Annotated in this window: 16 protein-coding genes and 1 tRNA gene; 9 read left to right on the top strand and 8 right to left on the bottom strand. The window is 57.2% G+C overall.

The features are described 5' to 3' along the window. Together KBB36_RS15180 and KBB36_RS15175 are read left to right on the top strand one after the other, a co-directional pair. The coding region (locus tag KBB36_RS15180; RefSeq protein WP_290982614.1) for an NADAR domain-containing protein at positions 1–2,102 on the top strand (2,102 nt) is incomplete at its 5' end. Then, positions 2,089–5,637, top strand: a complete 3,549-nt coding sequence (locus KBB36_RS15175) for a type I restriction endonuclease (protein WP_290982611.1) — start codon at positions 2,089–2,091, stop codon at positions 5,635–5,637. The genes KBB36_RS15180 and KBB36_RS15175, both read left to right, overlap by 14 nt. Before the next feature lie 236 nt (positions 5,638–5,873). Here KBB36_RS15175 and KBB36_RS15170 read toward each other — a convergent pair. The 6 genes from KBB36_RS15170 to KBB36_RS15145 all read right to left on the bottom strand — a co-directional run bounded on the left by KBB36_RS15170 (position 5,874) and on the right by KBB36_RS15145 (position 10,816). Then, positions 5,874–5,947, bottom strand: a tRNA-Gly gene (locus tag KBB36_RS15170). A gap of 78 nt (positions 5,948–6,025) precedes the next feature. Then, the gene (locus KBB36_RS15165) at positions 6,026–7,126 is read right to left on the bottom strand and encodes a tyrosine-type recombinase/integrase (protein WP_290982608.1); all 1,101 of its coding nucleotides are present in this window, start codon (positions 7,124–7,126) and stop codon (positions 6,026–6,028) included. Between the two features lie 351 nt (positions 7,127–7,477). Beyond that, positions 7,478–8,623, bottom strand: coding sequence for a hypothetical protein (locus KBB36_RS15160; protein WP_290982605.1), 1,146 nt, complete (start codon positions 8,621–8,623; stop codon positions 7,478–7,480). Between the two features lie 178 nt (positions 8,624–8,801). Continuing rightward, on the bottom strand, positions 8,802–9,458 hold the full coding sequence (locus KBB36_RS15155) for a hypothetical protein (protein ID WP_290982602.1): 657 nt from the start codon (positions 9,456–9,458) through the stop codon (positions 8,802–8,804). Between the two features lie 129 nt (positions 9,459–9,587). Next, positions 9,588–10,301: a recombinase family protein gene (locus KBB36_RS15150; RefSeq protein WP_290982599.1), complete on the bottom strand. Its 714-nt coding sequence runs from the start codon at positions 10,299–10,301 to the stop codon at positions 9,588–9,590. A gap of 89 nt (positions 10,302–10,390) precedes the next feature. After that, positions 10,391–10,816: a hypothetical protein gene (locus KBB36_RS15145; protein WP_290982596.1), complete on the bottom strand. Its 426-nt coding sequence runs from the start codon at positions 10,814–10,816 to the stop codon at positions 10,391–10,393. Between the two features lie 379 nt (positions 10,817–11,195). Here KBB36_RS15145 and KBB36_RS15140 point away from each other — a divergent pair, with 379 nt between their 5' ends. Further along, complete coding sequence (locus KBB36_RS15140; RefSeq protein ID WP_290982593.1) at positions 11,196–11,426, top strand: helix-turn-helix transcriptional regulator; 231 nt, start codon at positions 11,196–11,198, stop codon at positions 11,424–11,426. Positions 11,427–11,552: 126 nt separating this feature from the next. Further along, a complete protein-coding gene (locus KBB36_RS15135; RefSeq protein ID WP_290982590.1) occupies positions 11,553–12,569 on the top strand; it encodes a hypothetical protein in 1,017 nt (338 codons plus the stop codon). On the opposite strand, the gene dcm is transcribed toward KBB36_RS15135, so the two are convergent. After that, on the bottom strand, positions 12,501–13,898 hold the full coding sequence (gene dcm / locus KBB36_RS15130) for a DNA (cytosine-5-)-methyltransferase (protein WP_290982588.1): 1,398 nt from the start codon (positions 13,896–13,898) through the stop codon (positions 12,501–12,503). The genes KBB36_RS15135 and dcm overlap by 69 nt on opposite strands. Positions 13,899–14,320: 422 nt before the next feature. Further along, the gene (locus KBB36_RS15125) at positions 14,321–14,863 is read right to left on the bottom strand and encodes a PaaI family thioesterase (protein ID WP_290982585.1); all 543 of its coding nucleotides are present in this window, start codon (positions 14,861–14,863) and stop codon (positions 14,321–14,323) included. Positions 14,864–14,915: 52 nt separating this feature from the next. Here KBB36_RS15125 and KBB36_RS15120 point away from each other — a divergent pair, with 52 nt between their 5' ends. The 5 genes from KBB36_RS15120 to KBB36_RS15100 all read left to right on the top strand — a co-directional run bounded on the left by KBB36_RS15120 (position 14,916) and on the right by KBB36_RS15100 (position 20,859). Next, positions 14,916–15,470, top strand: a complete 555-nt coding sequence (locus KBB36_RS15120; RefSeq protein ID WP_290982582.1) for a MarR family transcriptional regulator — start codon at positions 14,916–14,918, stop codon at positions 15,468–15,470. A 163-nt stretch (positions 15,471–15,633) separates the two neighbouring features. Continuing rightward, complete coding sequence (acs, locus tag KBB36_RS15115) at positions 15,634–17,577, top strand: acetate--CoA ligase (RefSeq protein WP_290982579.1); 1,944 nt, start codon at positions 15,634–15,636, stop codon at positions 17,575–17,577. A gap of 276 nt (positions 17,578–17,853) precedes the next feature. Next, entirely contained in the window at positions 17,854–18,969 is a 1,116-nt protein-coding gene (locus KBB36_RS15110) for a TRAP transporter substrate-binding protein (RefSeq protein WP_290982576.1), read from the top strand. Positions 18,970–18,983: 14 nt separating this feature from the next. Beyond that, positions 18,984–19,544 (top strand): TRAP transporter small permease subunit, encoded by a 561-nt coding sequence (locus tag KBB36_RS15105; RefSeq protein ID WP_290982572.1) that lies wholly within the window; start codon positions 18,984–18,986, stop codon positions 19,542–19,544. After that, positions 19,534–20,859 (top strand): TRAP transporter large permease subunit, encoded by a 1,326-nt coding sequence (locus KBB36_RS15100; RefSeq protein ID WP_290982568.1) that lies wholly within the window; start codon positions 19,534–19,536, stop codon positions 20,857–20,859. The genes KBB36_RS15105 and KBB36_RS15100 overlap by 11 nt, the downstream gene beginning before the upstream one ends. The last annotated feature ends 32 nt before the right edge of the window (positions 20,860–20,891 follow it).

Raw genomic sequence — 20,891 nt, 5'->3', positions numbered from 1 at the left:
ATGCTGGCGAAGGACGTATTCTGATGTCCCAGGCTAGCCAGGTTCGCACATATGACCCCTCCGCCAGCGTCGTCTTCCTGAAGACGAACGAGCGGTTTGGTGGTCTGTCGAACATGGCACCGGGCTTTCCACTACGGGTGAACGGCGTTCGCATCCGCACATCGGAAGCCCTCTATCAGGCATGCCGCTTCCCACACATGCCGGAGGTGCAGCAGCTCATCATCGGTGAGAACAGCCCGATGACGGCGAAAATGCGCAGCAAGCCATATCGGCGGGTCTCCCGGCATGACTGGGACTTTGTGCGGGTCAAGATCATGCGGTGGTGTCTGCGTGTGAAGCTGGCGCAGAACTGGCGTGAGTTCGGCAGGCTGCTCCTGGCCACCGGGCACCGCCCCATCGTCGAGCAATCCAGGAAGGACGATTTCTGGGGCGCGAAGGTTGCCGATGACGGCACACTCGTCGGCATGAACGTGCTCGGGCGGCTGCTGATGGAGTTGCGCGAGCAGCTGAAGGGCGACGAGGCGGAGGGTCTGCGCTTCATCGAGCCGCTGGCGATATCCGAGTTCCTGCTGTTCGGTCAGCCCATCGAGGCGGTCCAGGCCGCGCCCAATGCCGAAATCCTGGGCTGGCCTCCTCAGCGATCGTCCCAAGCCGATGCAGCCCCGCCGCCGCCAAGCGGTCCCCAGCCATCCCTATTTGAGCAGCCAATGATTTCAAACGCCAAGCCTGCCTCTGTCCCGTCGCGCCCAACTCTCGCCAGAGACGTCGAGTCGCCGAAGCATCTCTCAGACTATCATCCCGCAGTGCACGACTGGCTTGGCGATCTGCCAACCCGGTGGGACGTGCTCAGAAGCAAATATCTGTTTCGCGAGATCGACGACCGGACCGACACGGGGACGGAAACCCTGCTGTCTATGCGACAGGCTCATGGTCTCATCCCTCACGCGAAAGTTTCCACTAGGCCTGTCACGCCGGAGGAGCTCCGGGGATACAAGCGCGTCCGCACCGGGCAGATGGTGCTGAACCGCATGCAGGCGTCGAACGGCATGTTCGCGGTTGCGCGCGAGGACGGTTTGGTCAGTCCAGACTATGCGGTATTTCAGCCTCTCCGGCTGATGGAGGCTGACTACTTCGTCGACCTTTTCAAGACAGCCATCTACCGCGCGAAATTCCGTCAGGAGTCAAAGGGACTTGGAACCGGCACATCTGGGTTCCTGCGTCTTTACTCCGATCGTTTTGGGGCAATTCACGTTCCACAGCCACCCGAGGAAGAGCAGCGCAAAATCGTGCAGTTCATCCGGACCTATGATCTTCGCGTCCGCCGCCTTGCCCGCAATAAACGGCGCTTTGCCGAGCTTGCCGCCGAACGGCTGAAGCTGGCTACCCAAGAGGCTCTTAATTCAGCAGCGGCCCATGAGGCGCGAATTGAAGTTGTTGCGCAGTTAATTAATCGACCGATTGAGCGCACCGAAGCGGAGAGTTTCACTCCGATAGGCCTTTATAATCGAGGCCGCGGGTACTTCAAGAAGCCCGAAACCTTAGCTTCTGAATTGGGGGATTCCGACTTTTTCTGGATTGAGCCGGGGGACCTAATTCTCAGCGGCCAGTTCGCGTGGGAAGGAGCGGTGGCACTTGCGGATGCTGATGCGGAAGGTTGCATAGCGTCACATCGCTATCCAATCCTCAGAGGACGCGAAAACCAAGTCGATACCGCATATTTGCTGGCCTTCTTTCGCTCGGACTATGGCGGCTTGCTTTTAGATGTGCATTCGCGCGGAGCAGCGGGTCGCAATCGGCCCTTGAACATGAGGACGCTCAAGAAAGAGAAAATTCCCGTTCCTCCCATGGCTGTTCAGAAGGAGATTCGGCAACTCATCGAGCTGGAAGCAGCTATCCGCAAGAAGTTGCGTTTAGAGCTGCAGGTCCTTTTCGAGTACCGCGATCGACTGATCGCTGATGTCGTCACTGGCAAGCTCGACGTACGGAACATCGAGATCGCCTCACTAGCGGACGCGTTGGCCGCCGACGCTGATGACCAGCTCGATGACGAGCTGGAAGCCGACGACAACGATGCGATGGAGGGGGCCGATGCCGACGAGTAGGCCCTCAATCCCCATCGAAATAAAGCGCGATGTGCTTTTCGAGGCTCGTCATCATTGCGCTGTCTGCTGCACGTCGCTGCCGCTTGAGTACGCGCACGTCATTCCATGGAGCAAGTCGCAAGACCATTCACTCGAAAACCTCATTGCGCTGTGCGCCAACTGTCACGAGCGCGCGGACAACGAGAAATGGGGCGCGAGCTACCTCCAACGATACAAGAAATCACCGTGCATCATTGCGCGCGGTGATCCGCCGCCGATGACGGCAGAGCAGAAAATGCTGGTCGATCTGATCGTGGCGCGTGATCCAGATGAGATGAACGACAAGGAGCGGCAGCGCCTGGTCTCAATGGTAGCTGCCTATGTCGGAATTCCATTCGGCCAAATTGCGATTTCATCCGTAACCCGAGCCAACAGCTCTCGAGTTCGTTTGGAAATGCCGGCTGACGCGGCGCGACGCTTGGTTGCTGGTTTCGAGGCCAAAGATCCAATGCTCGAGGCGTTCCTGAGCGAAGCGGGCCTAATTCGGGTCGATGCCGGCCCCTCGTTTCAAGGAGGCCGAGAAATGCGCCAGCACACCGACACCAGCGAAAAGGGCCTCGAAACCCTCATCGTCCGCTCGCTGATCGACGAGGCGGGTTACGTCGCTGGCGCCTCGAAGGATTTCGACCGGGACCACGCCATCGACCTGGCCAAGCTGTTCGACTTTCTGAACGCCACACAGCCGGATGCTATCGAATCCCTCGGTATCGCTGAAGATGGACCGAAGCGGCTGCAATTCCTTCATCGGCTGCAAGGCGAGATCGCCAAGCGCGGCGTCATCGACGTGCTGCGGAACGGCGTGAAGCACGGCCCTGGATCGGTCGAGCTGTTCTTTGGCACGCCGACCCCCGGCAACGCCAAAGCCGAAGAGCTGTTCGCCGCCAACGTGTTCAGCGTCACCCGGCAGCTGCACTATTCCAAGGATGCGACCAAGCTTTCGCTCGACGCTGCGCTGTTCATCAACGGCCTGCCCGTCGCCACCTTCGAGTTGAAGAACAGCCTGACCAAGCAGACGGTCGAGGACGCGATCGAGCAGTACAAACGCGACCGCGATCCCAAGGAGCTGATGTTCCAGTTCGGCCGCTGCGTCGTCCACTTCGCCGTGGATGACCACGAGGTGCGGATGTGCAGCCATCTGAAGGGCAAGGCATCCTGGTTCCTGCCGTTCAACAAGGGCTGGAACGATGGCGCAGGAAACCCACCCAACCCCCATGGGCTGAAGAGCGACTATCTGTGGAAGCAGATTCTTGCCAAGCGGAACCTAACCGATATCCTGGAAAACTATGCGCAGGTGGTCGAGGAAACGGACGAACGGGGCAAGAAGAAGCCGCCGAAGCAGGTCTTCCCGCGCTTTCACCAGCTCGATGTGGTCCGAAAGTTGCTGGCGGATGCAGAGGCCTCGGGCGCCGGACGGCGGTACCTCATCCAGCACTCGGCGGGTTCGGGCAAGAGCAACTCGATTGCCTGGCTCGGCCACCAGCTGATTGGGCTGGAGAGCGGTGGCAAGCCGACCTTCGACACCGTCATCGTGGTCACAGACAGGCGCAATCTCGACAAACAGATCCGCGACACCATCAAGCAGTTCGCGCAGGTATCCTCCATTGTCGGAGCGGTGACCGAAGGGTCGCAGCAGCTGCGGACTTTCCTGCAGCAGGGCAAGAAGATCATCATCACCACGGTACAAAAGTTCCCGTTCATCCTGGACGAGATCGGGGATGGGCATCGCGGGCGAACCTTCGCCATCATCATTGACGAGGCGCATTCCAGCCAAGGCGGGCGGACGTCCGCAAAAATGAACATCGCACTCGCCGCGAACGGCGGCGAGGAGGAAGAGGAATCTGTCGAGGACACGATCAACCGGCTGATGGAGGCGCGGAAGGTCCTGCCGAACGCGAGCTATTTCGCCTTCACCGCCACACCCAAGAACAAGACGCTGGAGATTTTCGGCACGGCGGTCCCCGAGGGCGGGAAGATCAGGCACGTCCCGTTCCATAATTACTCGATGAAGCAGGCCATCGAGGAAGGCTTCATCCTCGACGTTCTGAAGCACTACACGCCCGTCGAGAGCTACTACCGGCTCATGAAGACGGTGGAGGACGACCCGCAGTTCGATACCAAGCGGGCGCAGAAGAAGCTCCGCCGCTATGTCGAATCCCACGACCATGCCATCCGCAAGAAGGCGGAGATCATGGTCGACCATTTCCACGACCAGGTGATGGCCCACCGCAAGATCGGCGGCGCGGCGCGCGCCATGGTGGTGACCAGCGGGATTCACCGCGCCATCCAGTATTTTCACGCCTTTGGGGAATATCTGAAGGAGCGCAAGAGCCCTTATCAGGCCATCGTCGCCTTCTCGGGCGAGCATGAATATGGCGGACAGAAGGTTACCGAGGCGTCGCTCAACGGCTTTCCGAGCAACAAGATCGAAGAGTTGATCCAGAAGGATCCGTACCGGTTCCTCATCGTCGCCGACAAGTTCCAGACCGGCTACGACGAACCGCTGCTGCACACGATGTACGTGGATAAGACGCTTTCCGGCATCAAGGCCGTGCAGACGCTGTCGCGCCTGAACCGGGCACATCCGCAGAAACACGACACCTTCGTGCTGGACTTCATGAACGACGTGGATGGGATCAAGGCGTCGTTCGAGGATTATTACCGCACAACGATCCTGAGCGAGGAGACTGACCCGAACAAGTTGCACGACCTGAAAGCGCGGCTCGATGGCTATCAGGTCTATTCCTGGGAGCAGGTTGAAGACCTCGTGGCGCTGTATCTCGGCGGCGCAGACCGGGACAAACTTGACCCGATCCTCGATGCGTGCGTCGCTGTCTACAAGGCCGACCTTGATGAAGACGGACAGGTCGACGTCAAGGGCAAGGCAAAAGCGTTTACGCGCACCTATGGGTTCCTCGCCGCGATCCTGCCCTATACGAACGCGGCGTGGGAGAAGCTTTCCATCTTCCTGAACTTCCTCACACCGAAATTGCCGGCACCAGAAGAGCAAGACCTCTCGAAGGGCATTCTCGAATCCATCGACATGGACAGCTACCGGGTCGAGGCGCAGGCGACTATGTCGATCGCGTTGCCCGATGCCAATGCAGAAATCGGCCCCGTCCCCACCAGCGGCGGCGGCCGAAAGCCGGAGCCGGAGCTCGACCTGCTGAGCAACATCCTGAAGACGTTCAACGAGATGTTCGGCAACATCGACTGGAAGGACGCTGATAAGATTGGAAAAGTGATCGCGGAGGAATTGCCGACTAAGGTAGCGGCCGACAAGGCCTACCAGAACGCGATGAAGAACTCAGATAAACAAAACGCTCGTATCGAGCACGACAAGGCGCTGGAGCGGGCAGTCATCGAGCTGCTGTCGGACCATACTGAGTTGTTCAAACAGTTCAGTGACAATCCGTCGTTCAAGAAATGGCTTTCTGAGACGATCTTCACGGCAACCTATGCCGGTAAGGCTGCTCAGGACAACTTGGCGCGGCAGTAGTTTGGGCAAGCCGCCGTCCATTTAGTATTGAAGTTCGCTCAATACCGCTACAAAACGCAGCCGGCGAAGGAATGGGTCTGCAAAGAGCATAAGTACAGAGCCCATATTGGCGGTGCTTCGTGGAACCTAAGTCCGACATCCAGGAGGCGGGCCAAAAGTTTAGCGCTGCATTTTCCGTATAAATTCCGTACGGAAAACTCCGTTAACAAAAACAGCGCCTAAATATCTGATTTCATTGGAGCGGGTGAGGGGAATCGAACCCCCGTCGTAAGCTTGGGAAGCTTCTGCTCTACCATTGAGCTACACCCGCAACCCCCCCGAGTTATAGGGAATTTTGGGTGTTCTGAGCAATACCCCGGTGGGACCGTTGCCAGATATTGCCACTACGCTACGCCACCCCCCGTTCTGGGAGGGGGAGACTTAGGGTGGCCGCTTGTTTGGCCGCCTCGCTGGCGAAGATGTAATGCTGGTCCGTGACCTTGGATCCCTGCGCGTGCCCCATGAGCTGCTGGAGCAAGGCTGGGTGGAGGCCGTTCTCAGCCTGCCACGTGGCAAAGGCTTTGCGGAACAGCTTGAGCGAGGGGCGGCGAATGCCTACGGCTTTAGCCGCCGTTTTCAAAGCCGTCCGGACATTCTGGAGCGGCTTCTTCGGGTTCTTACCGGCGAAAACGTAGGTGCCGGTTCGGGGTAGAGCCAGAATGTCCGCCAGCAGCCCTTCACGAAGAACAACGTAGCGGTAGGACGCTTTTGTCTTTGGTGCCCACCCCCGATAGGGGCCGACCCAAATGCGCTTCTCGCTGACTTCTACGTGCTCCCAAGGGAGATTCAAGGCTTCACCGGGCCGCATCCCAGTTTCAGCCAATAGCCGAACAAGGGCGCGGTTCGTCGGAGAGAGGTGGCCTATAAGTTCGGCAACTTTCTCCATCGACGGTATGGCGGGGCGTATGTACTCCTCATTCACTGCCCTGCACCTAGGCATGATTTCTAGATGCCCCTCTTCTTTGAGCCATCCCAATATCTGCCTCAATATTCGAGTCTCGCCATTCACCGTGCTTGGCTTTCGACCGATCTCCAGCCTAGACCGCTGATATCGGCTGATATCATCAGAGCCGATATCCGAGATCGAATAGCTGCCGAAATACGCTTTGAGAGGCTTAACCCGAATACCAATCGTCCTGACGCTCGATTCCCGCAATTTGCAGGCACCTGCATCCAGTTCCCGAGACGCAACCCAATGGTCGGTGGCATCTCCGAACGTGAGACTGCTCCGCTTGACCTTCTCGGCGAAACCAAGGCGCTGCATCCTTGTCTCTCGTACAAATGTCCGGGCAACAGTTTCCGCTTCTCGGAAGCTGCTATAGAGCACTCGCTTGCGCTTGCCCGTGCTGGTTAGGCTGGAGGGGATATCCAAGAACCACTTCCCTGTTGGCTTACCCTTAATGACCGCCTCCCGAACGGTGAGAGGGCCGAACTTACGTGCGTTAGCCATATCATTACCTCCTTTTTCGTTTCGGCCGACGCCCGCTATCCGGTTTAGATTTTATGTTCCTGTCCGTGATTTCCCTAATCATATGTTCAGCGTTGCCACGCCTGACCTGCCCTGCGCGGATGTACGACAATACGTCTGCCTTTAGATACAGGACGTAACGGCCCGCCCTTCGGTACCTCGGAAGCTGGTTCGCCGGGATCAATCTGACGGCCTGTGTAGTGGCGAAGAGAAGTTTGGCGACTCCGTGAACAGTCAGAACCTCCTCTGAGGTTCGTTCGAGCCAAATCTTCTTGTCGAACTGGGCCGAAACTTGCCTGAGGCGCTTCCAGATAGGAGAGGGTGTAGGCTTTTTCATTGCCGGTGCTCCCGCTCGGATTCGTTGAAAAAATCTCGTTGAGCCTCCCTCAGTGTTTCCCTCGCCATGTGGTAGCGGCGCGCCAAGGGCCGAATACCTCTGACAGAACCCCTAGTCAGTATCCCATCTTCGACCAGCTTCTCGACCGCAGCCCGATTGATTGAGGTGTGAAGATGGCCTGATCGGACGAGCGTGCTGACGACATTCTGAAACGCTTCTCTGGATCGAAAGCGCATCCCGACAGCAGATAAAAACTCGATAGGTGAAGCGTAGGACAGGTCTGTAGCTGTTGCTTCGTCCAAAATGTAATTGAAGTGGTCGGCCACATACTGCGCGATTGGAAGGTACGTCTCGTATAGATCGAGGTTAAGTACATGCCGTCTTAAACCGGCATTTTTGAGTGCTTGATTTGTGAGGTGTGATTCCAGGCGAATACGGCGATTGGTCTTCAAGTAGACTTTGTACCTCTCTCCTGCGCGACGATAGGCGTGAACAAAAGTCGTCTTGGAAGAACTGCCGGCATATGAAGAAGCTGTGCTCCCATATTTTAGAGACAGTGCGTGGTCGAAGTTTCTTGTAATGGCGGTTGAGAGTGCATCGAATGATGCTTCGAGATCAGGGGGAACAAAATCCACAGCCACTTCGGCTTCGTCAATCTTGGCGCGTAAGAGTTGAGGTGGGTGTAAGTCTCCACCTAAGGACTGAGATAGTGATCGAAGGATATCCAGAACTCTCAGATTGGCGGCCTGAAGCATCTCAGATGCACTCTGGCAGACAAGCCGCAAGCCGGGATTGGGCTCTAGATGGTGGAGCCAATTTGTTGAGTTGTCATAAGCGGCCTCAACTTGGGGGCGGCTTGATTCAGCGTGGAGTTTTTTGAGGGAGTTCAGTCGTAGCGATACCGAGATGGGGCTGAAAGGGTTTGCTCTAGAAAGAGCAACGTGAATCTCTTGTCCCAATACGGGCAAGCGTATCGCTAAGCCGCGAATCCCGCGCGTGCGTCGAAATCCATAGTCATGCAAAAGAAGAGATAATTCATCGCGTGTTGTTCGGAATGAAACTGCATACTGCAGTCTTACGCTGATGGCATCAGGATATAATTCTGATGGTGATATAATATTGAGTGTATTCCGTAGTGGCATTTCCTTCTCCTATCCCTGATAGACAGTGCCGAAGCGCTTGCGCCGATTGAGGGCCGGGACGGTCGAAGGACTCGCGCGTATTAGATTGACCATAGCCGGTCGCCCGCATATCGAACGGTCCGGAGATTGGTTACTCGCAACTAATTTGTCGAATGAGTTTCTGGACGCGACTGAGACGCTAAGAAAGCGGTACTTGATGGAATAGACGGAGGCACGCGGGGCGAAGCGTCTCCAAGCTCTCCTTCCCGATTAGGCGTCCAACTGATTTGCGAATTGCATCGTCAAACCTCGCGACAGCTTGAGTGAACGTCGGGTCGCTATATAAAATGTCATTGCGCCCAATCCACAACTCAGTATCTGACTGGAAGAGCATCGGGGTCAGCCGTCGCGCTATGCCCTTGTCGTAACCGTCAGCGCCACTGGAAAGCAAAAAGCCCAGAGCAATCCGGTTGCGCACGCCAAGGATAGTGCTTTGACGTAGCGAAGCCGCGAGGCGGTCTGGAATGCCGGAGCGCGCGATACCTAAGGTGCTGCCATCGATGTCAGTCGCCCGATACGTTCTCTGTTGAGGATGGCGACCGCGCCGCCGGAAGGTACGAATATCCCTTTTTATTTCCGCCCTCAGAGCCTCCCTTTGCGGTGCCAACATCCACTGTTCACAGGCTGTCATGCCTACCAAGTACCTAATGGCGTCCTGCAAAGTTATTTCGGTAGCCTTGATTTCCCTGACGACCACCTTGCGCCATTGAGACATGCGGTCCCTGTCGCAAGCGATTGTTTTGCAGGTACCTGCAATGTCGTCTGGCAGACTGATGGGGTTTGCAAGTGCCTGCATGTGGATACGACTGGAGGGTAACCGTTCAATTCTGCAGGCCGTATCTGAGCAGCTATTGCAGATTTTGTCATGACATGGGGTTTTGATAGGTGATTCGCGGGGCCTGCTATTGCAGATTTTGATAGCGAACTATGCACAGTGTATAGAGGTTTCGGTTCTGTAGAGGGCGTTGCCCAAAATATACTTCACAGTGGATGCGTGCCATTTGCCACCGGCCTTTGTCGGCACCTGGCTCAGGTTTAGATGTTGGGCAATCGCTCGAAGGGAACGGCCCGCCGCTCTATGCTGCTTAATCTCGGCGATGATCGATTGCTCTGTGTCTAGGGAGACTAGCTGATCGCCTTGCCGCGTGTATCCATAGGGCGTTGGGCTATAGGTACGCAGGCAGCGTTTCTTATGGGCGAGGGCTGCCGAGGTCCGTTCGGATATCAGGTTGCGCTCAAGTTCGGCAAAGGCTGCTGTCATGGTAAGGAACAGCCGACCCATAGCGGATGCTGTGTTTACGGTTGTGCCACCCATGTCCACCATGTGGAGGGCGATACCGGCCCGGTCCCATAGACGGGTCTGGCGCAAGGCGTCCTCGGCGTCCCGGAAGAGGCGGTCCAGCTTAAGGGCTATGACGTGACGGCCCGAGTGCTCATTTAGGAGCCCGAGGAGTTCTTTTCCGCCCGGGCGCTGGGATAGGGGCAGGGATGCGCTTACCCCCTCTTCCCGGATCACGGAAATCAGGCTGAGACCAGCCATCGAGGCATAAGCTCGTATGCGCTCCTCTTGAGCGGCAAGGCTGACCCCGCCCTTAACCTGTTCGTCAGTGCTTACCCGGATATAGCCAATAGCTTGCATGGGTCCCTCCTCTCAGGACCCATCCACACCTGATCAGCTTTGCAGGTACCTGCAAATCAAATCGTACAAAACCGACCGGATTTGTACGATCAGCGGCTCATCGCTTGCTCATATTCGGCGTTAACATCTTTTGTGCAGGCTTCATAGATGTTAACGGCGACCACCCTTCGGGTCTCCGGCGTAGGATTTCCCATTTTTACTAGCGCGAAGAAGAGGGGATGAGCGCCAGTGCAGGCATCCCGGAGCATTTGGATACGATCTGCCGCCGAGGAAGATGCGAATACTTTCGCGTCCAGCTGCGCCTTGTTTTTACAGTGCTCAGTCCATCTGGCCATCTCGTCGCGGGTCGGGACGCGGCTTTCTAAGGCAGTGATCGCCTGCTGCTCGTGCTGAATACACCTGCTCCTGAGTATTGAGGTGATGCGCTCCAAATTCACTTTATCCTGTGCATGGGCGTTTCCTGTTAGCGTATGTACCGCTATGCCGAACCAAATGGTTGCAGATGCCCATTTCATTGGTTGCTCCACTATTGGTTTTGTCGAATTGAGTTTCGAGGCGGAGGAACCGCAGATGGGGGGCGACGTATTGCCGGATTCTGGTCAACGGTTCCCGTTCGCCTGCCTCTGGTGTCGCGGATGTCGTACCCACCGGTATAGGGATTTCTGATGACCCTCTCCCGGACTGAGCCATCGCGGTTACGGATCGCGGATTCATCTCCGGCGGACGCCGGATTGCCATGAAGCCCAAACAGAAGCGCACAGTAGAGAAGCAAGGGCTTACGCAAGGGCGGGCCAAAAATGTGGGGCGAGAGTTGGAGCATCCGGGGGGCGGCAAAAAGAGAATACATACTATAGGTGATAAACTTAAAGTATGTAAAGTGCGATTCAACTGCGCATGGACATGCGCAAGTTAGTCGGCCGCAATTTCGCGCGTCTGCGTCGGGAGAAGAAGCTGACGCAGGAACAGGTCGCTGACCGCTCGGGCCTAAGTCAGCAGTACATAAGTGATCTTGAGAGAGGTTGCCGAAATCCGACGGTAATCACTCTGTACGAACTGGCTCAGGCACTCGGTGCAAGCCATGTCGATCTAGTTGCAGTAGATGAGCGTGGCCGGCGCGAAAGATAAGAGGGCCTTACCGAGTCATTCGCAATATAAATTTGACAAGCAGAGTTTGACCCGTGGACATTAGAAATGGGATCTATCCCGCCAATTGGTCGAGGCGGTAAATAAACATTACCAAAGGGGGGTAAATTGGCGCTAACACCGATCGATGAAGCACACGCTTTGCAAATTCAAGCAGGTGTCCTTGGCCGAAAAGCTGGACATGCTTTTGAGAACAGGATTACGGAGTTCATTAACAACATAAAATATCCAATTCGCTTTCCTGGGTCCGCTAATGGCCACCTCATGACGGGAGAGCCTGCCTTCACGGTGTTGCACTACATAGCGTCAACCTACGGCCATACGGAAATCCAATCGGCTTTGGCCTTATCCACTGGAGCCCTTGCTACTTCAGAAGAGGGAAAGCGGTGGCTCGAGGTAAATGGCGTCCCCATAGCTCGCTGCAAAAGCGATATTATCATCACACTACGCTTTCCGGGGGAGGGCGAAAGAACTGTTGGTCTGTCGACGAAGCAGTGTAACAACAGAACCCCCACAAATGCCCAGTTGTACTTCACAACCGCTAGAGGGTTCTCATCACTTCTCATACAGAATGGAATCGCGGTTTCTGATGAAGCTGTAAGGGCGCTCCGTCAGTTTTGTGGTGATCCGGGTTTTCGGCCTTCAGACGACCCTCAGAAGCTGATTGGACGCAAAACAGATCCCCGAAGATATTTTTGGGAAGAGATCAGTGGGGCTGGTCGGCAAGAATGGGAGAGTTTGCTCAGTTCTAAGCAGCGCGAAATCACGCGCCTTCTTTTGCAGAAAGCATATCTAAACGACCCATTTCAGCCCGATTTTCTGTTGCATAAAACTAGGTCTGCTCCGAGCTGGGAGCAAACTGAAGTTGCGATATACACTATCGATGAACTCATCGCGCATTCGGCGGATTATGCTGGATTCGTCCTGAGGCCATATTCAGTTCGCAAGGGATCTTACAAAGACCCCGACGGGGTGACCCATCTTGCACCACGCTTTGGAATCGTTCAGATGCAAAGAGGAGGGCAAGCCCAACATCCTGAGCAACTCCAATTCAATCTAGAAGCTGGGTACTTCTACAAAATTAAGAACTCTCGTCCGCATGTGGTCTGCAATCGCTTTGGCTAACAGGGGCGGTACAGCATTCCCGATTCCTGTCCTTATAACACCTTGGGTTCCGATGAACCGATAGCTGTCTGGGAAGGATTGCAGTCTTGATGCCTCTCGTATCGTAAGTGAGCGGGTAGCAATCGGGTGTACATTGCGACATCCGGAAATCATGCCAAAGGTGGTTTGAACTGTCGCGGCAGGTTCATCCCAAACTTGTCGTTTATAAGTGGTGTTGTATCCGGAAGGGGGGCGAAGGGTCGGATCCTCATTGTCATGCGCGCTTGCGCCTTGAGGGACGTTCCAAAGCCATTCTATCACGTGATCCGGATGACTGACCGCGCAGTGAAGCGGATCGTTCGATGACTCTCCTGATTCTATGTACGGAAGATCGGAGCACGCATCAGCGAACGTCCTAATCCGTTTTTGTTGGCTGAAAAGGTCACTGGTGCTTCCGAAGGTCTTGTTAGGAAAAGATGGGTGAGCGCCAACATCGGAACGAACCGCGACGAAGAATACTCTTTCGCGGTGCTGGGGGACTCCGTAGTCGCAAGCATTGACTTCATATATCTGAGCTTCATACCCGTGTGTTGCAAAGTCGGAAATGATTTCATCGCGTACTAACCCGCCGGTTTTAGACTTCATTGATGTAAGAAGGCGAACATTCTCAATTATCGCGACCTTTGGGCGGAGAATGTCTATAAAGCGCATATACTCCTGAAAGAGATAGTTGCGCGGGTCGTGAATGTCTCTTTTTCCAGATAGGCTGAATCCTTGGCACGGAGGGCCACCGATTATGACATCAATCGGTGGATTGGCCGCTGCAAACTCTTTGATTTGCTCCGAACCAATCGTGCTTATATCAGTTCCGATTTTTTTTACGCCCGGAAAATTTTCCGAATATATGCGGGCTAATCCATCGTCAATTTCAACAAACCCTTTGATGTCGCAGCCAGCGCTTCTAAACCCAAGGCTTAGGCCGCCGCAACCTGCGAAGAGACTAACCCCAGTAAAGCCTTTCTTTGCTTCTATGCTGAGCCCGCGCAACTCATTGAGGTAATCGTCATTACCTGCGCTCTTCGAGGCAAGAGCGGCCCTCATGCTGTCTTGCGGGCGCCTTTCAAACGTGTGAGTCCGATATCGCTTTTTACGATGTACGACATCGGAATGTCTCGACAGATCGGAAAGAACCTCGAGTATCTTGTCGATCTGTTCTTTCGGTAGATCAATCTTCTCTAACTCAAATCCAGACAACAAATGCTGGGGAATTTTAGTCAATTCCGCTAGACGAGCTTGTGCGAGCTTTGCATTTTCGCGGGCTTGTCGGAGTTGGGAGCCATTTATCAGCATAGAGCAGACTTCATTCGCGGTGATTGACGACTGATTCTCCACGCAGCGGCCGTTTTGTCAATGAATTCGCGGCCTTACCAAGATATTGCAAGAGAGAGTGCACGACATTTTTCGTCCAATTTTTTTGGAGATATAGAGAGTAGGAGGGCTCAACCCCTCAGCCTCGGTTTTCGACAATTTCGTTGCCAGATATTGCCAACTCGAACAGGTATCGAGCTTATATCGAGGCATATAGGACGGCTGAGTGGATAGCGGGCGCTGCCGTAAAGCGTTGATGTATAAGCGGTGCTACTAGTACGATTTGGAGAGCAGAGGATTGGGAAGCTTCTGCTCTACCATTGAGCTACACCCGCCTGGGCCATGGGCCGCGTGGCGGCACCATAGCCAAGCCCTGGCCGGCCGGCAAGGCTGTTGCTGGCCGCTCAGCCCGGCATCGGGAAAATCAGGCAGGTGGTGGTGCCATGGGCATAAAGTTTGCCATCGGCATCGTAAAGATGTCCTTCCGCCGTGCCGACCTGACGGCCGACATTCACTGCCCGGCCTTCGCAGAAAACCGGCCCGGTCTTGTCGGTGATGGCGCGGATCAGATGCACGCGGAATTCCAGGGTGGTGTAGCCGATGCCCTTTTTGAGCGTGGTGTGGATCGCGCAGCTCATGGCGCTGTCCATCATGGTGCCGAAAAAGCCGCCATGCACGCTGCCGATCGGGTTGTAGTGGCGCAATTGCGGCCGCGCCGCAAACACCACCCGGCCCGGCTCGGCCTCATGCACCCACATATTCATGCCCTCGGCAATCGGCGCCCCGGCAATTTCGCCACGCATGATGCCGCCAAACAGCTCCATGCCATCCAGCTCGCGCAGCTTTTCCGGTGGCAAAACGCCGTAGCGCGCATTGGCCGGCGGCTGCGCATCGGCGGGAAAGCGGCGGGGTTTCGGCTCGGCGGCGGCGGCGGCAGTGTTTGGCATGGCGCTGTTCTCGGGTTGGCTTTTCGGGCTTATCAGTGTATATACACATAATATGCCGACCGCATCCGAACGCAAGCCCTCCGATCTGTTTGCCATCACCGCCATGCCGGCCGCGATGCCGGATGGCCGCGAATTCTGCGCCTGTTTTGAATCGCGCCGGCTGGCCCGCCGCATTGCCGGCTTCTATGAAGCGCATGTGGTGCCGCATATCCCGATGCCGCCGGAGGCCGGTGCGGCCGTTGCCGGTCTCGGCCTGACGATGCAGCAATTCAGCCTGCTCGGCTTTGTGCTGGCGCGGCCGGGCGGCGCGGCGCAGGATTATGCCCGCCTGCTGGATGTGGAGCGCAGCACGGTAACGCGCAATCTGGCGCTGCTGGAGCGGCGTGGTCTGGTGCAGCAGCCGGCCGATGCCGCCGACCGCCGCCGCCGCCGGCCGCAGGCAACCCCTGCCGGCCGTGTGGCCTGGCGCGCCGGCCTGGCCGCCTGGCGGGCCGCGCAGGATGCCTTCAAGCATGAGATTGGCGGCGAGGCAGCCTTTGCCGGCCTGATCGGCCTGTTGCGCGATGTGGCGGCGCTGCTGCCGCCGGCCAATCCGATGGCTGAATAGCGCCGCGCTGGTGCCATAACGGTGCAGAAACCTTGCCATGTAGTGCTTTAGTCGAAAAGCGCCGCCTCGCGCTTGGCCTTGCGGCGGCTTTTGTGAATAATTGGCATTGAACAGATGCCAAGCGCTGCTGCGCCCAAAAAACACCGTTTAAAGGGAGATTCACATGGCCGAGAATGAGCTGTTTCCGGTTGCCGATGCCTGGGCCGAGCGGGCTTGGATCGATGCCGACAAATACAAGGCCATGTATGCCCAGTCGCTTGCCGACCCGGCCGGTTTCTGGGGTGAGCAGGGCAAGCGGATCGACTGGATCACGCCCTATACCCAGGTCAAGGATGTTTCCTACGCCAAGGAAGACCTGCATATCCGCTGGTTCCAGGATGGCGTGCTGAATGTTTCGGCCAATTGTATTGACCGCCATCTGGAAAAGCGCGGCGACCAGACCGCGATCATCTGGGAAGGCGACGACCCGGCCAAGTCGGCACATATCAGCTATCGGCAATTGCATGCCGAGGTCTGCCGCCTGGCCAATGTGATGAAGGCGCACGGGGTCAAGAAGGGCGACCGTGTCACCATCTACCTGCCGATGATCCCGGCCGCCGCCTATGCCATGCTGGCCTGCGCCCGCATCGGCGCCATCCATTCCGTAGTATTTGGCGGTTTCTCGCCGGATTCCTTGGCCAACCGCATCCAGGATTGCGACAGCAAATTCATCATCACCGCCGATGAGGGTCTGCGCGGCGGCCGCGGCGTGCCGCTCAAAGCCAATGCCGATGCGGCGCTGTTATCCTGCCCGGGCGTGGAAAAGGTGCTGGTGGTGCGCCATACCGGCGGCAAGATCGCGTGGCAGGAAGGCCGCGATATCTGGCTGCATGAGGAAGCCGCCAAGGTGCCGGCTGATTGCCCGCCCGAGCCGATGGGCGCGGAAGATCCGCTCTTCATCCTCTACACATCGGGTTCCACCGGCAAGCCCAAGGGCGTGCTGCACACCTCGGGCGGCTATCTGGTCTATGCCGCCATGACGCACCAGTATGTGTTTGATTACCATGATGGCGATATCTACTGGTGTACTGCGGATGTCGGCTGGGTCACCGGCCATAGCTACATCCTCTATGGCCCGCTGGCCAATGGCGCCACCACGCTGATGTTTGAAGGGGTGCCGAATTATCCGGATGCCTCGCGCTTCTGGCAGGTGATCGACAAGCACAAGGTCAACATCTTCTATACCGCGCCAACCGCGATCCGCGCCCTGATGCGCGAGGGCGAGGCGCCGGTGAAAAGCACCAGCCGCGCAAGCTTGCGCCTGCTCGGCTCGGTGGGCGAGCCGATCAATCCGGAAGCTTGGCTGTGGTATCACCGCGTGGTGGGCGATGGCCGCTGCCCGATTGTAGATACCTGGTGGCAGACCGAAACCGGCGGTATTCTTATCACGCCGCTGCCCGGCGCCATTGCGCAGAAGCCGGGCTCGGCCACGCTGCCATTCTTCGGCGTCAAGCCGGAGATTGTTGATGGCGATGGCAAGGTGCTGGACGGCGCCACCGAGGGCAATCTCTGCATCTCGGAAAGCTGGCCGGGCCAGATGCGCACCGTCTATGGCGACCACCAGCGTTTCATCGACACCTATTTCAGCACCTTCCCGGGCAAATATTTCACCGGCGATGGCTGCCGCCGCGATGCCGATGGCTATTACTGGATCACCGGCCGGGTTGACGATGTGATCAATGTTTCCGGCCATCGCATGGGCACGGCTGAAGTGGAAAGCGCCCTGGTGGCACATATGATGGTGGCCGAAGCCGCCGTGGTCGGCTATCCGCACGATATCAAGGGCCAGGGCATCTATGCCTATGTCACGCTCAAGGCCGGCATCTCTGCCACCGACGCATTGCGCGCCGAGCTGGTCAAGCATGTGCGTACGCTGATCGGCCCGATTGCCACGCCGGATGTGATCCAATGGGCGCCCGGCCTGCCGAAAACCCGGTCGGGCAAGATCATGCGCCGCATCCTGCGCAAGATTGCCGAGAATGAATTCGGTGCCTTGGGTGATACGTCCACCCTGGCCGATCCGAGTGTGGTGGATGATCTGATCACCAACCGCCAGAACAAGGTTTGAGCGGTATCTAATAAAGAACCCGATAACGGTTGCCGCCCTGTTGGGCAGGCGATTGCCGCGAATGCGGGCAGAAACGCGCCGGATGATAGCCATCCCGGCGCGTTTTGCCGTTTATAGCGCCGAAAAAGAAGTGAATGCGATCTGGCACGCCGATTGCACACAGTTTGTGGTCTGATTGCACACTGTATGCAAAATGGCCTTGGGCCACAGGGCGACGGGTGCGGTCGGAAAGCTTTCAGACTTCCCAGGCAGACAAATCGCAAAAGAGGCAGCCAGATGACCCGCAAAACGCCGATCAACCGACGCTCGCTCGTGAAAGCCGGCCTTGCCGGCGCCGCCGTCGGCGTGTTCGCCAAGCCGAATATCGTCACCGCGCAGGCCAAGACCTTCCAGTGGAAGATGACCAATGCCTATGGCCCGGGCTCGCCCTTCTATGTGGCAGGTCCCGGCAGCCCAACCGATTTCTGCGACATGGTGAAGAAGCTGTCGGCTGGCCGGCTCACCATCCAGCATTTTGCCGCCGGTGAATTGATTCCGGCGCTGGAAGGCTTTGACGCGGTGTCAAAAGGCGTGGTGGAGATGAATGCCGCCAACAGCTATTTCTGGGCCGGCAAGTCGGCCGCCGCGCAGTATTTCACCACGGTGCCGTTCGGCCTGAATTTTCAGGGCATGACCGCGTGGCTCTACCACGGTGGCGGCCAGAAGCTGTGGGAAGACCTCTACAAGCCGTTTGACCTGGTGCCGATGGCGATGGGCAATACCGGCGTGCAGATGACCGGCTGGTATCGCAAGCCGATCAACAGCGTAGAGGATTACAAGGGCCTCAAGATGCGCATCCCCGGCCTGGCCGGCAAGGTTTATGCGGCACTCGGCGTGGATGTGAAGCTGCTGCCCGGTGGTGAAATCTTCCCGGCGCTGGAGCGTGGCGTGATCGATGCGGCGGAATTCGTCGGCCCCTATCAGGATCGTCGTCTTGGTTTGCAGAAGGCGGCGAAATACTACTACACCACCGGCTGGCATGAACCGAGCAACGTCACCGAGCTGATCGTCAATGCCAAGGCCTGGGCCTCGCTGCCCGATGACCTGAAGGAAATCGTCAAGGCCGCCGCTGCTGCCTGCAACACCATCAGCCATACCTGGTGCGAAGCGACCAATGCCGAGGCGCTGGACGATCTGGTGACCAATCAAGGCGTCATCGCTCAGCCGTTGCCACCGGCCATTGTGGCCAAGCTGCGCGATGTCACTGTGCAGGTGCTGAACGAAGGTGCAGCCAAGGATGCGACGGTGAAGAAGGTGCATGACAGCTTCATGGCCTTCAAGGCCAAGCATGACAAATGGGCCGGTATTTCTGAATCGGTCTATCAAACCCAGATCCGCGGTTCGATGGGCTGAACGGAAATACGCGCGTGTTGTTTGCACCCGAGCGGCTAAGCCGCTGGGCCGGGGGCCTCGACCATGTGGTCGAGGTTTCCGGTCGCCTTGCTTCCTGGACCGGCTTTGCGCTGGTGCTGGTGATGGCCTTCAACGTGTTGCTGCGCTACGGCTTCCATACCGGCTCGGTGGCAATGCAGGAACTGGAATGGCATCTGATGGCGCCGGTTTCGCTGCTCTGCATGGCTTATGCAATCAAGCATGAAGGCCATGTGCGGGTGGATATTCTCTATGGCCGCTTTTCACCCCACTGGCAGCGTATTATCGAATTCATCTCCTGCCTCTGCGCCGTGGCGCTTTGCGCCATCATCATCAAGCTGAGCTATGGCTATGTCGAGCAATCCTATCGCATCGGCGAGGGATCGCCCGATCCCGGTGGGCTGCCCTATCGCTTCATCCTGAAATCCATGATCCCGGCCGGCTTCACGTTGCTGCTGCTGCAAAGCCTGGCTGCCAGCTTGCGCGCGCTGATTGTCCTGCTCGGCGGAGAACCGCCGGCTGCGAAGCCGGAACACGAGTTGGAACATGCCGCTTAATGAAATCCTGGCGATAGCCTGTATCGTTTCCTTCTTCCTGCTGCTTGCCGTTGGCGTGCCGGTGGCACTCACCTTGGCAATCAGCGGCTTTGTCTTCGGCTGGCTCGGTTTCGGCTCGCTGCTGTTCAACCTGCTGCCGGCGCGCATCTTCGGTGTCACCGCCAATTACACGCTGATCGCCATCCCGCTTTTTGTCTTCATGGGCATGATGCTGGAGAAGTCAAAAATCGCCAATGACCTGATGGAAGTGATCGGGCATCTTTCGGGTGGCGTGCGTGGCGGCATGGGCATCGGTATTGTGCTGGTGGGCGTGCTGATGGGCGCCACCACCGGCATTGTTGGTGCTACCATCGTCACGCTGGGGCTGCTTACCTTGCCCACCTTGCTCAAGCGCGGTTACAACAAGTCGATTGCCTGTGGCACAATCTGCGCTTCCGGCACGCTGGGCCAGATTATTCCGCCCAGCACCATTCTGATCCTGCTGGCCGATATTCTAGGCCAGTCCGTCGGCACGCTGTTTGCCGCTGCGCTGCTGCCCGGCATGCTGCTGGCTGCCATTTTCTGTCTCTACCTGCTGGTGGTCGGTATGGTGCGGCCGGAAATGGTGCCGCCGATCCCGGCAGATGAACGCTTCGCAATGAGCCGCAAGGAATTGCTGCAAAAGACTCTCAAGGTCGGCCTGCCGCCGATTGCCCTGGTGCTGATGGTGCTGGGTTCAATCATCGGTGGCGTGGCAGCGCCAACCGAGGCGGCGTCGATGGGCGCGCTCGGCTCGATCCTGGTGGCGGCGCTTTCCGGCCGGCTGAATTGGGGCATGCTGAAGGAAACCGTCTACGCTACCGGCCGCATCACCGCCTCGATGATGTTCATCCTGATCTGCGCGCAGGTTTTTGCCCTCGCCTTCCGTGGCCTGCAAGGCGAACAACTGGTGCATGATTTCTTCAAGATCGTACCCGGCGGCACCGAAGGTGTGCTGTGGTTCATGATGATTTTGATCTTGATTCTAGGTTTTTTCATAGAGTGGATCGAGATCAGCTATATCGTGGTGCCGCTGTTTCTGCCGATTTTGCAGGCAGCCGGCGTGGATATGGTTTGGGTTGCCACACTGATCGCGCTCAACCTGCAAACCTCGTTCCTGACCCCACCGTTCGGCTGGGCGTTGTTCTATCTGCGTGGTGTAGCGCCGCCAGAGGTGACAACGCTTGACATCTACAAGGGTGTGGTCCCATTCATCGGGCTGCAGTTTTTAACCGTGGTGATCGTTTTCTACACGCCGTCCATCGCCACTTGGCTGCCCAAGGCCATCGGCTGGTAAGGCCGGGCGGCGGGGCGAAGCCAGCGAGGTTT

Source organism: Ferrovibrio sp., assembly GCF_017994015.1.
Classification (GTDB): Bacteria; Pseudomonadota; Alphaproteobacteria; order Ferrovibrionales; family Ferrovibrionaceae; genus Ferrovibrio.
Note: the sequence above shows the minus strand (reverse complement) of the source record. Positions and strands in the feature narration are given on the sequence as shown.

Coding starts and splice junctions, on each gene's coding strand:
- dcm (WP_290982588.1), bottom strand. CDS start 13,898: ATGCTGATAAATGGCTCCCAACTCCGACAAGCCCGCGAAAATGCAAAG.
- KBB36_RS15120 (WP_290982582.1), top strand. CDS start 14,916: ATGCCGACCGCATCCGAACGCAAGCCCTCCGATCTGTTTGCCATCACC.
- KBB36_RS15165 (WP_290982608.1), bottom strand. CDS start 7,126: ATGGCTAACGCACGTAAGTTCGGCCCTCTCACCGTTCGGGAGGCGGTC.
- KBB36_RS15145 (WP_290982596.1), bottom strand. CDS start 10,816: ATGAAATGGGCATCTGCAACCATTTGGTTCGGCATAGCGGTACATACG.
- KBB36_RS15125 (WP_290982585.1), bottom strand. CDS start 14,863: ATGCCAAACACTGCCGCCGCCGCCGCCGAGCCGAAACCCCGCCGCTTT.
- KBB36_RS15175 (WP_290982611.1), top strand. CDS start 2,089: ATGCCGACGAGTAGGCCCTCAATCCCCATCGAAATAAAGCGCGATGTG.
- KBB36_RS15155 (WP_290982602.1), bottom strand. CDS start 9,458: ATGCAGGCACTTGCAAACCCCATCAGTCTGCCAGACGACATTGCAGGT.
- KBB36_RS15150 (WP_290982599.1), bottom strand. CDS start 10,301: ATGCAAGCTATTGGCTATATCCGGGTAAGCACTGACGAACAGGTTAAG.
- KBB36_RS15100 (WP_290982568.1), top strand. CDS start 19,534: ATGCCGCTTAATGAAATCCTGGCGATAGCCTGTATCGTTTCCTTCTTC.
- KBB36_RS15110 (WP_290982576.1), top strand. CDS start 17,854: ATGACCCGCAAAACGCCGATCAACCGACGCTCGCTCGTGAAAGCCGGC.
- KBB36_RS15140 (WP_290982593.1), top strand. CDS start 11,196: ATGGACATGCGCAAGTTAGTCGGCCGCAATTTCGCGCGTCTGCGTCGG.
- KBB36_RS15160 (WP_290982605.1), bottom strand. CDS start 8,623: ATGCCACTACGGAATACACTCAATATTATATCACCATCAGAATTATAT.
- acs (WP_290982579.1), top strand. CDS start 15,634: ATGGCCGAGAATGAGCTGTTTCCGGTTGCCGATGCCTGGGCCGAGCGG.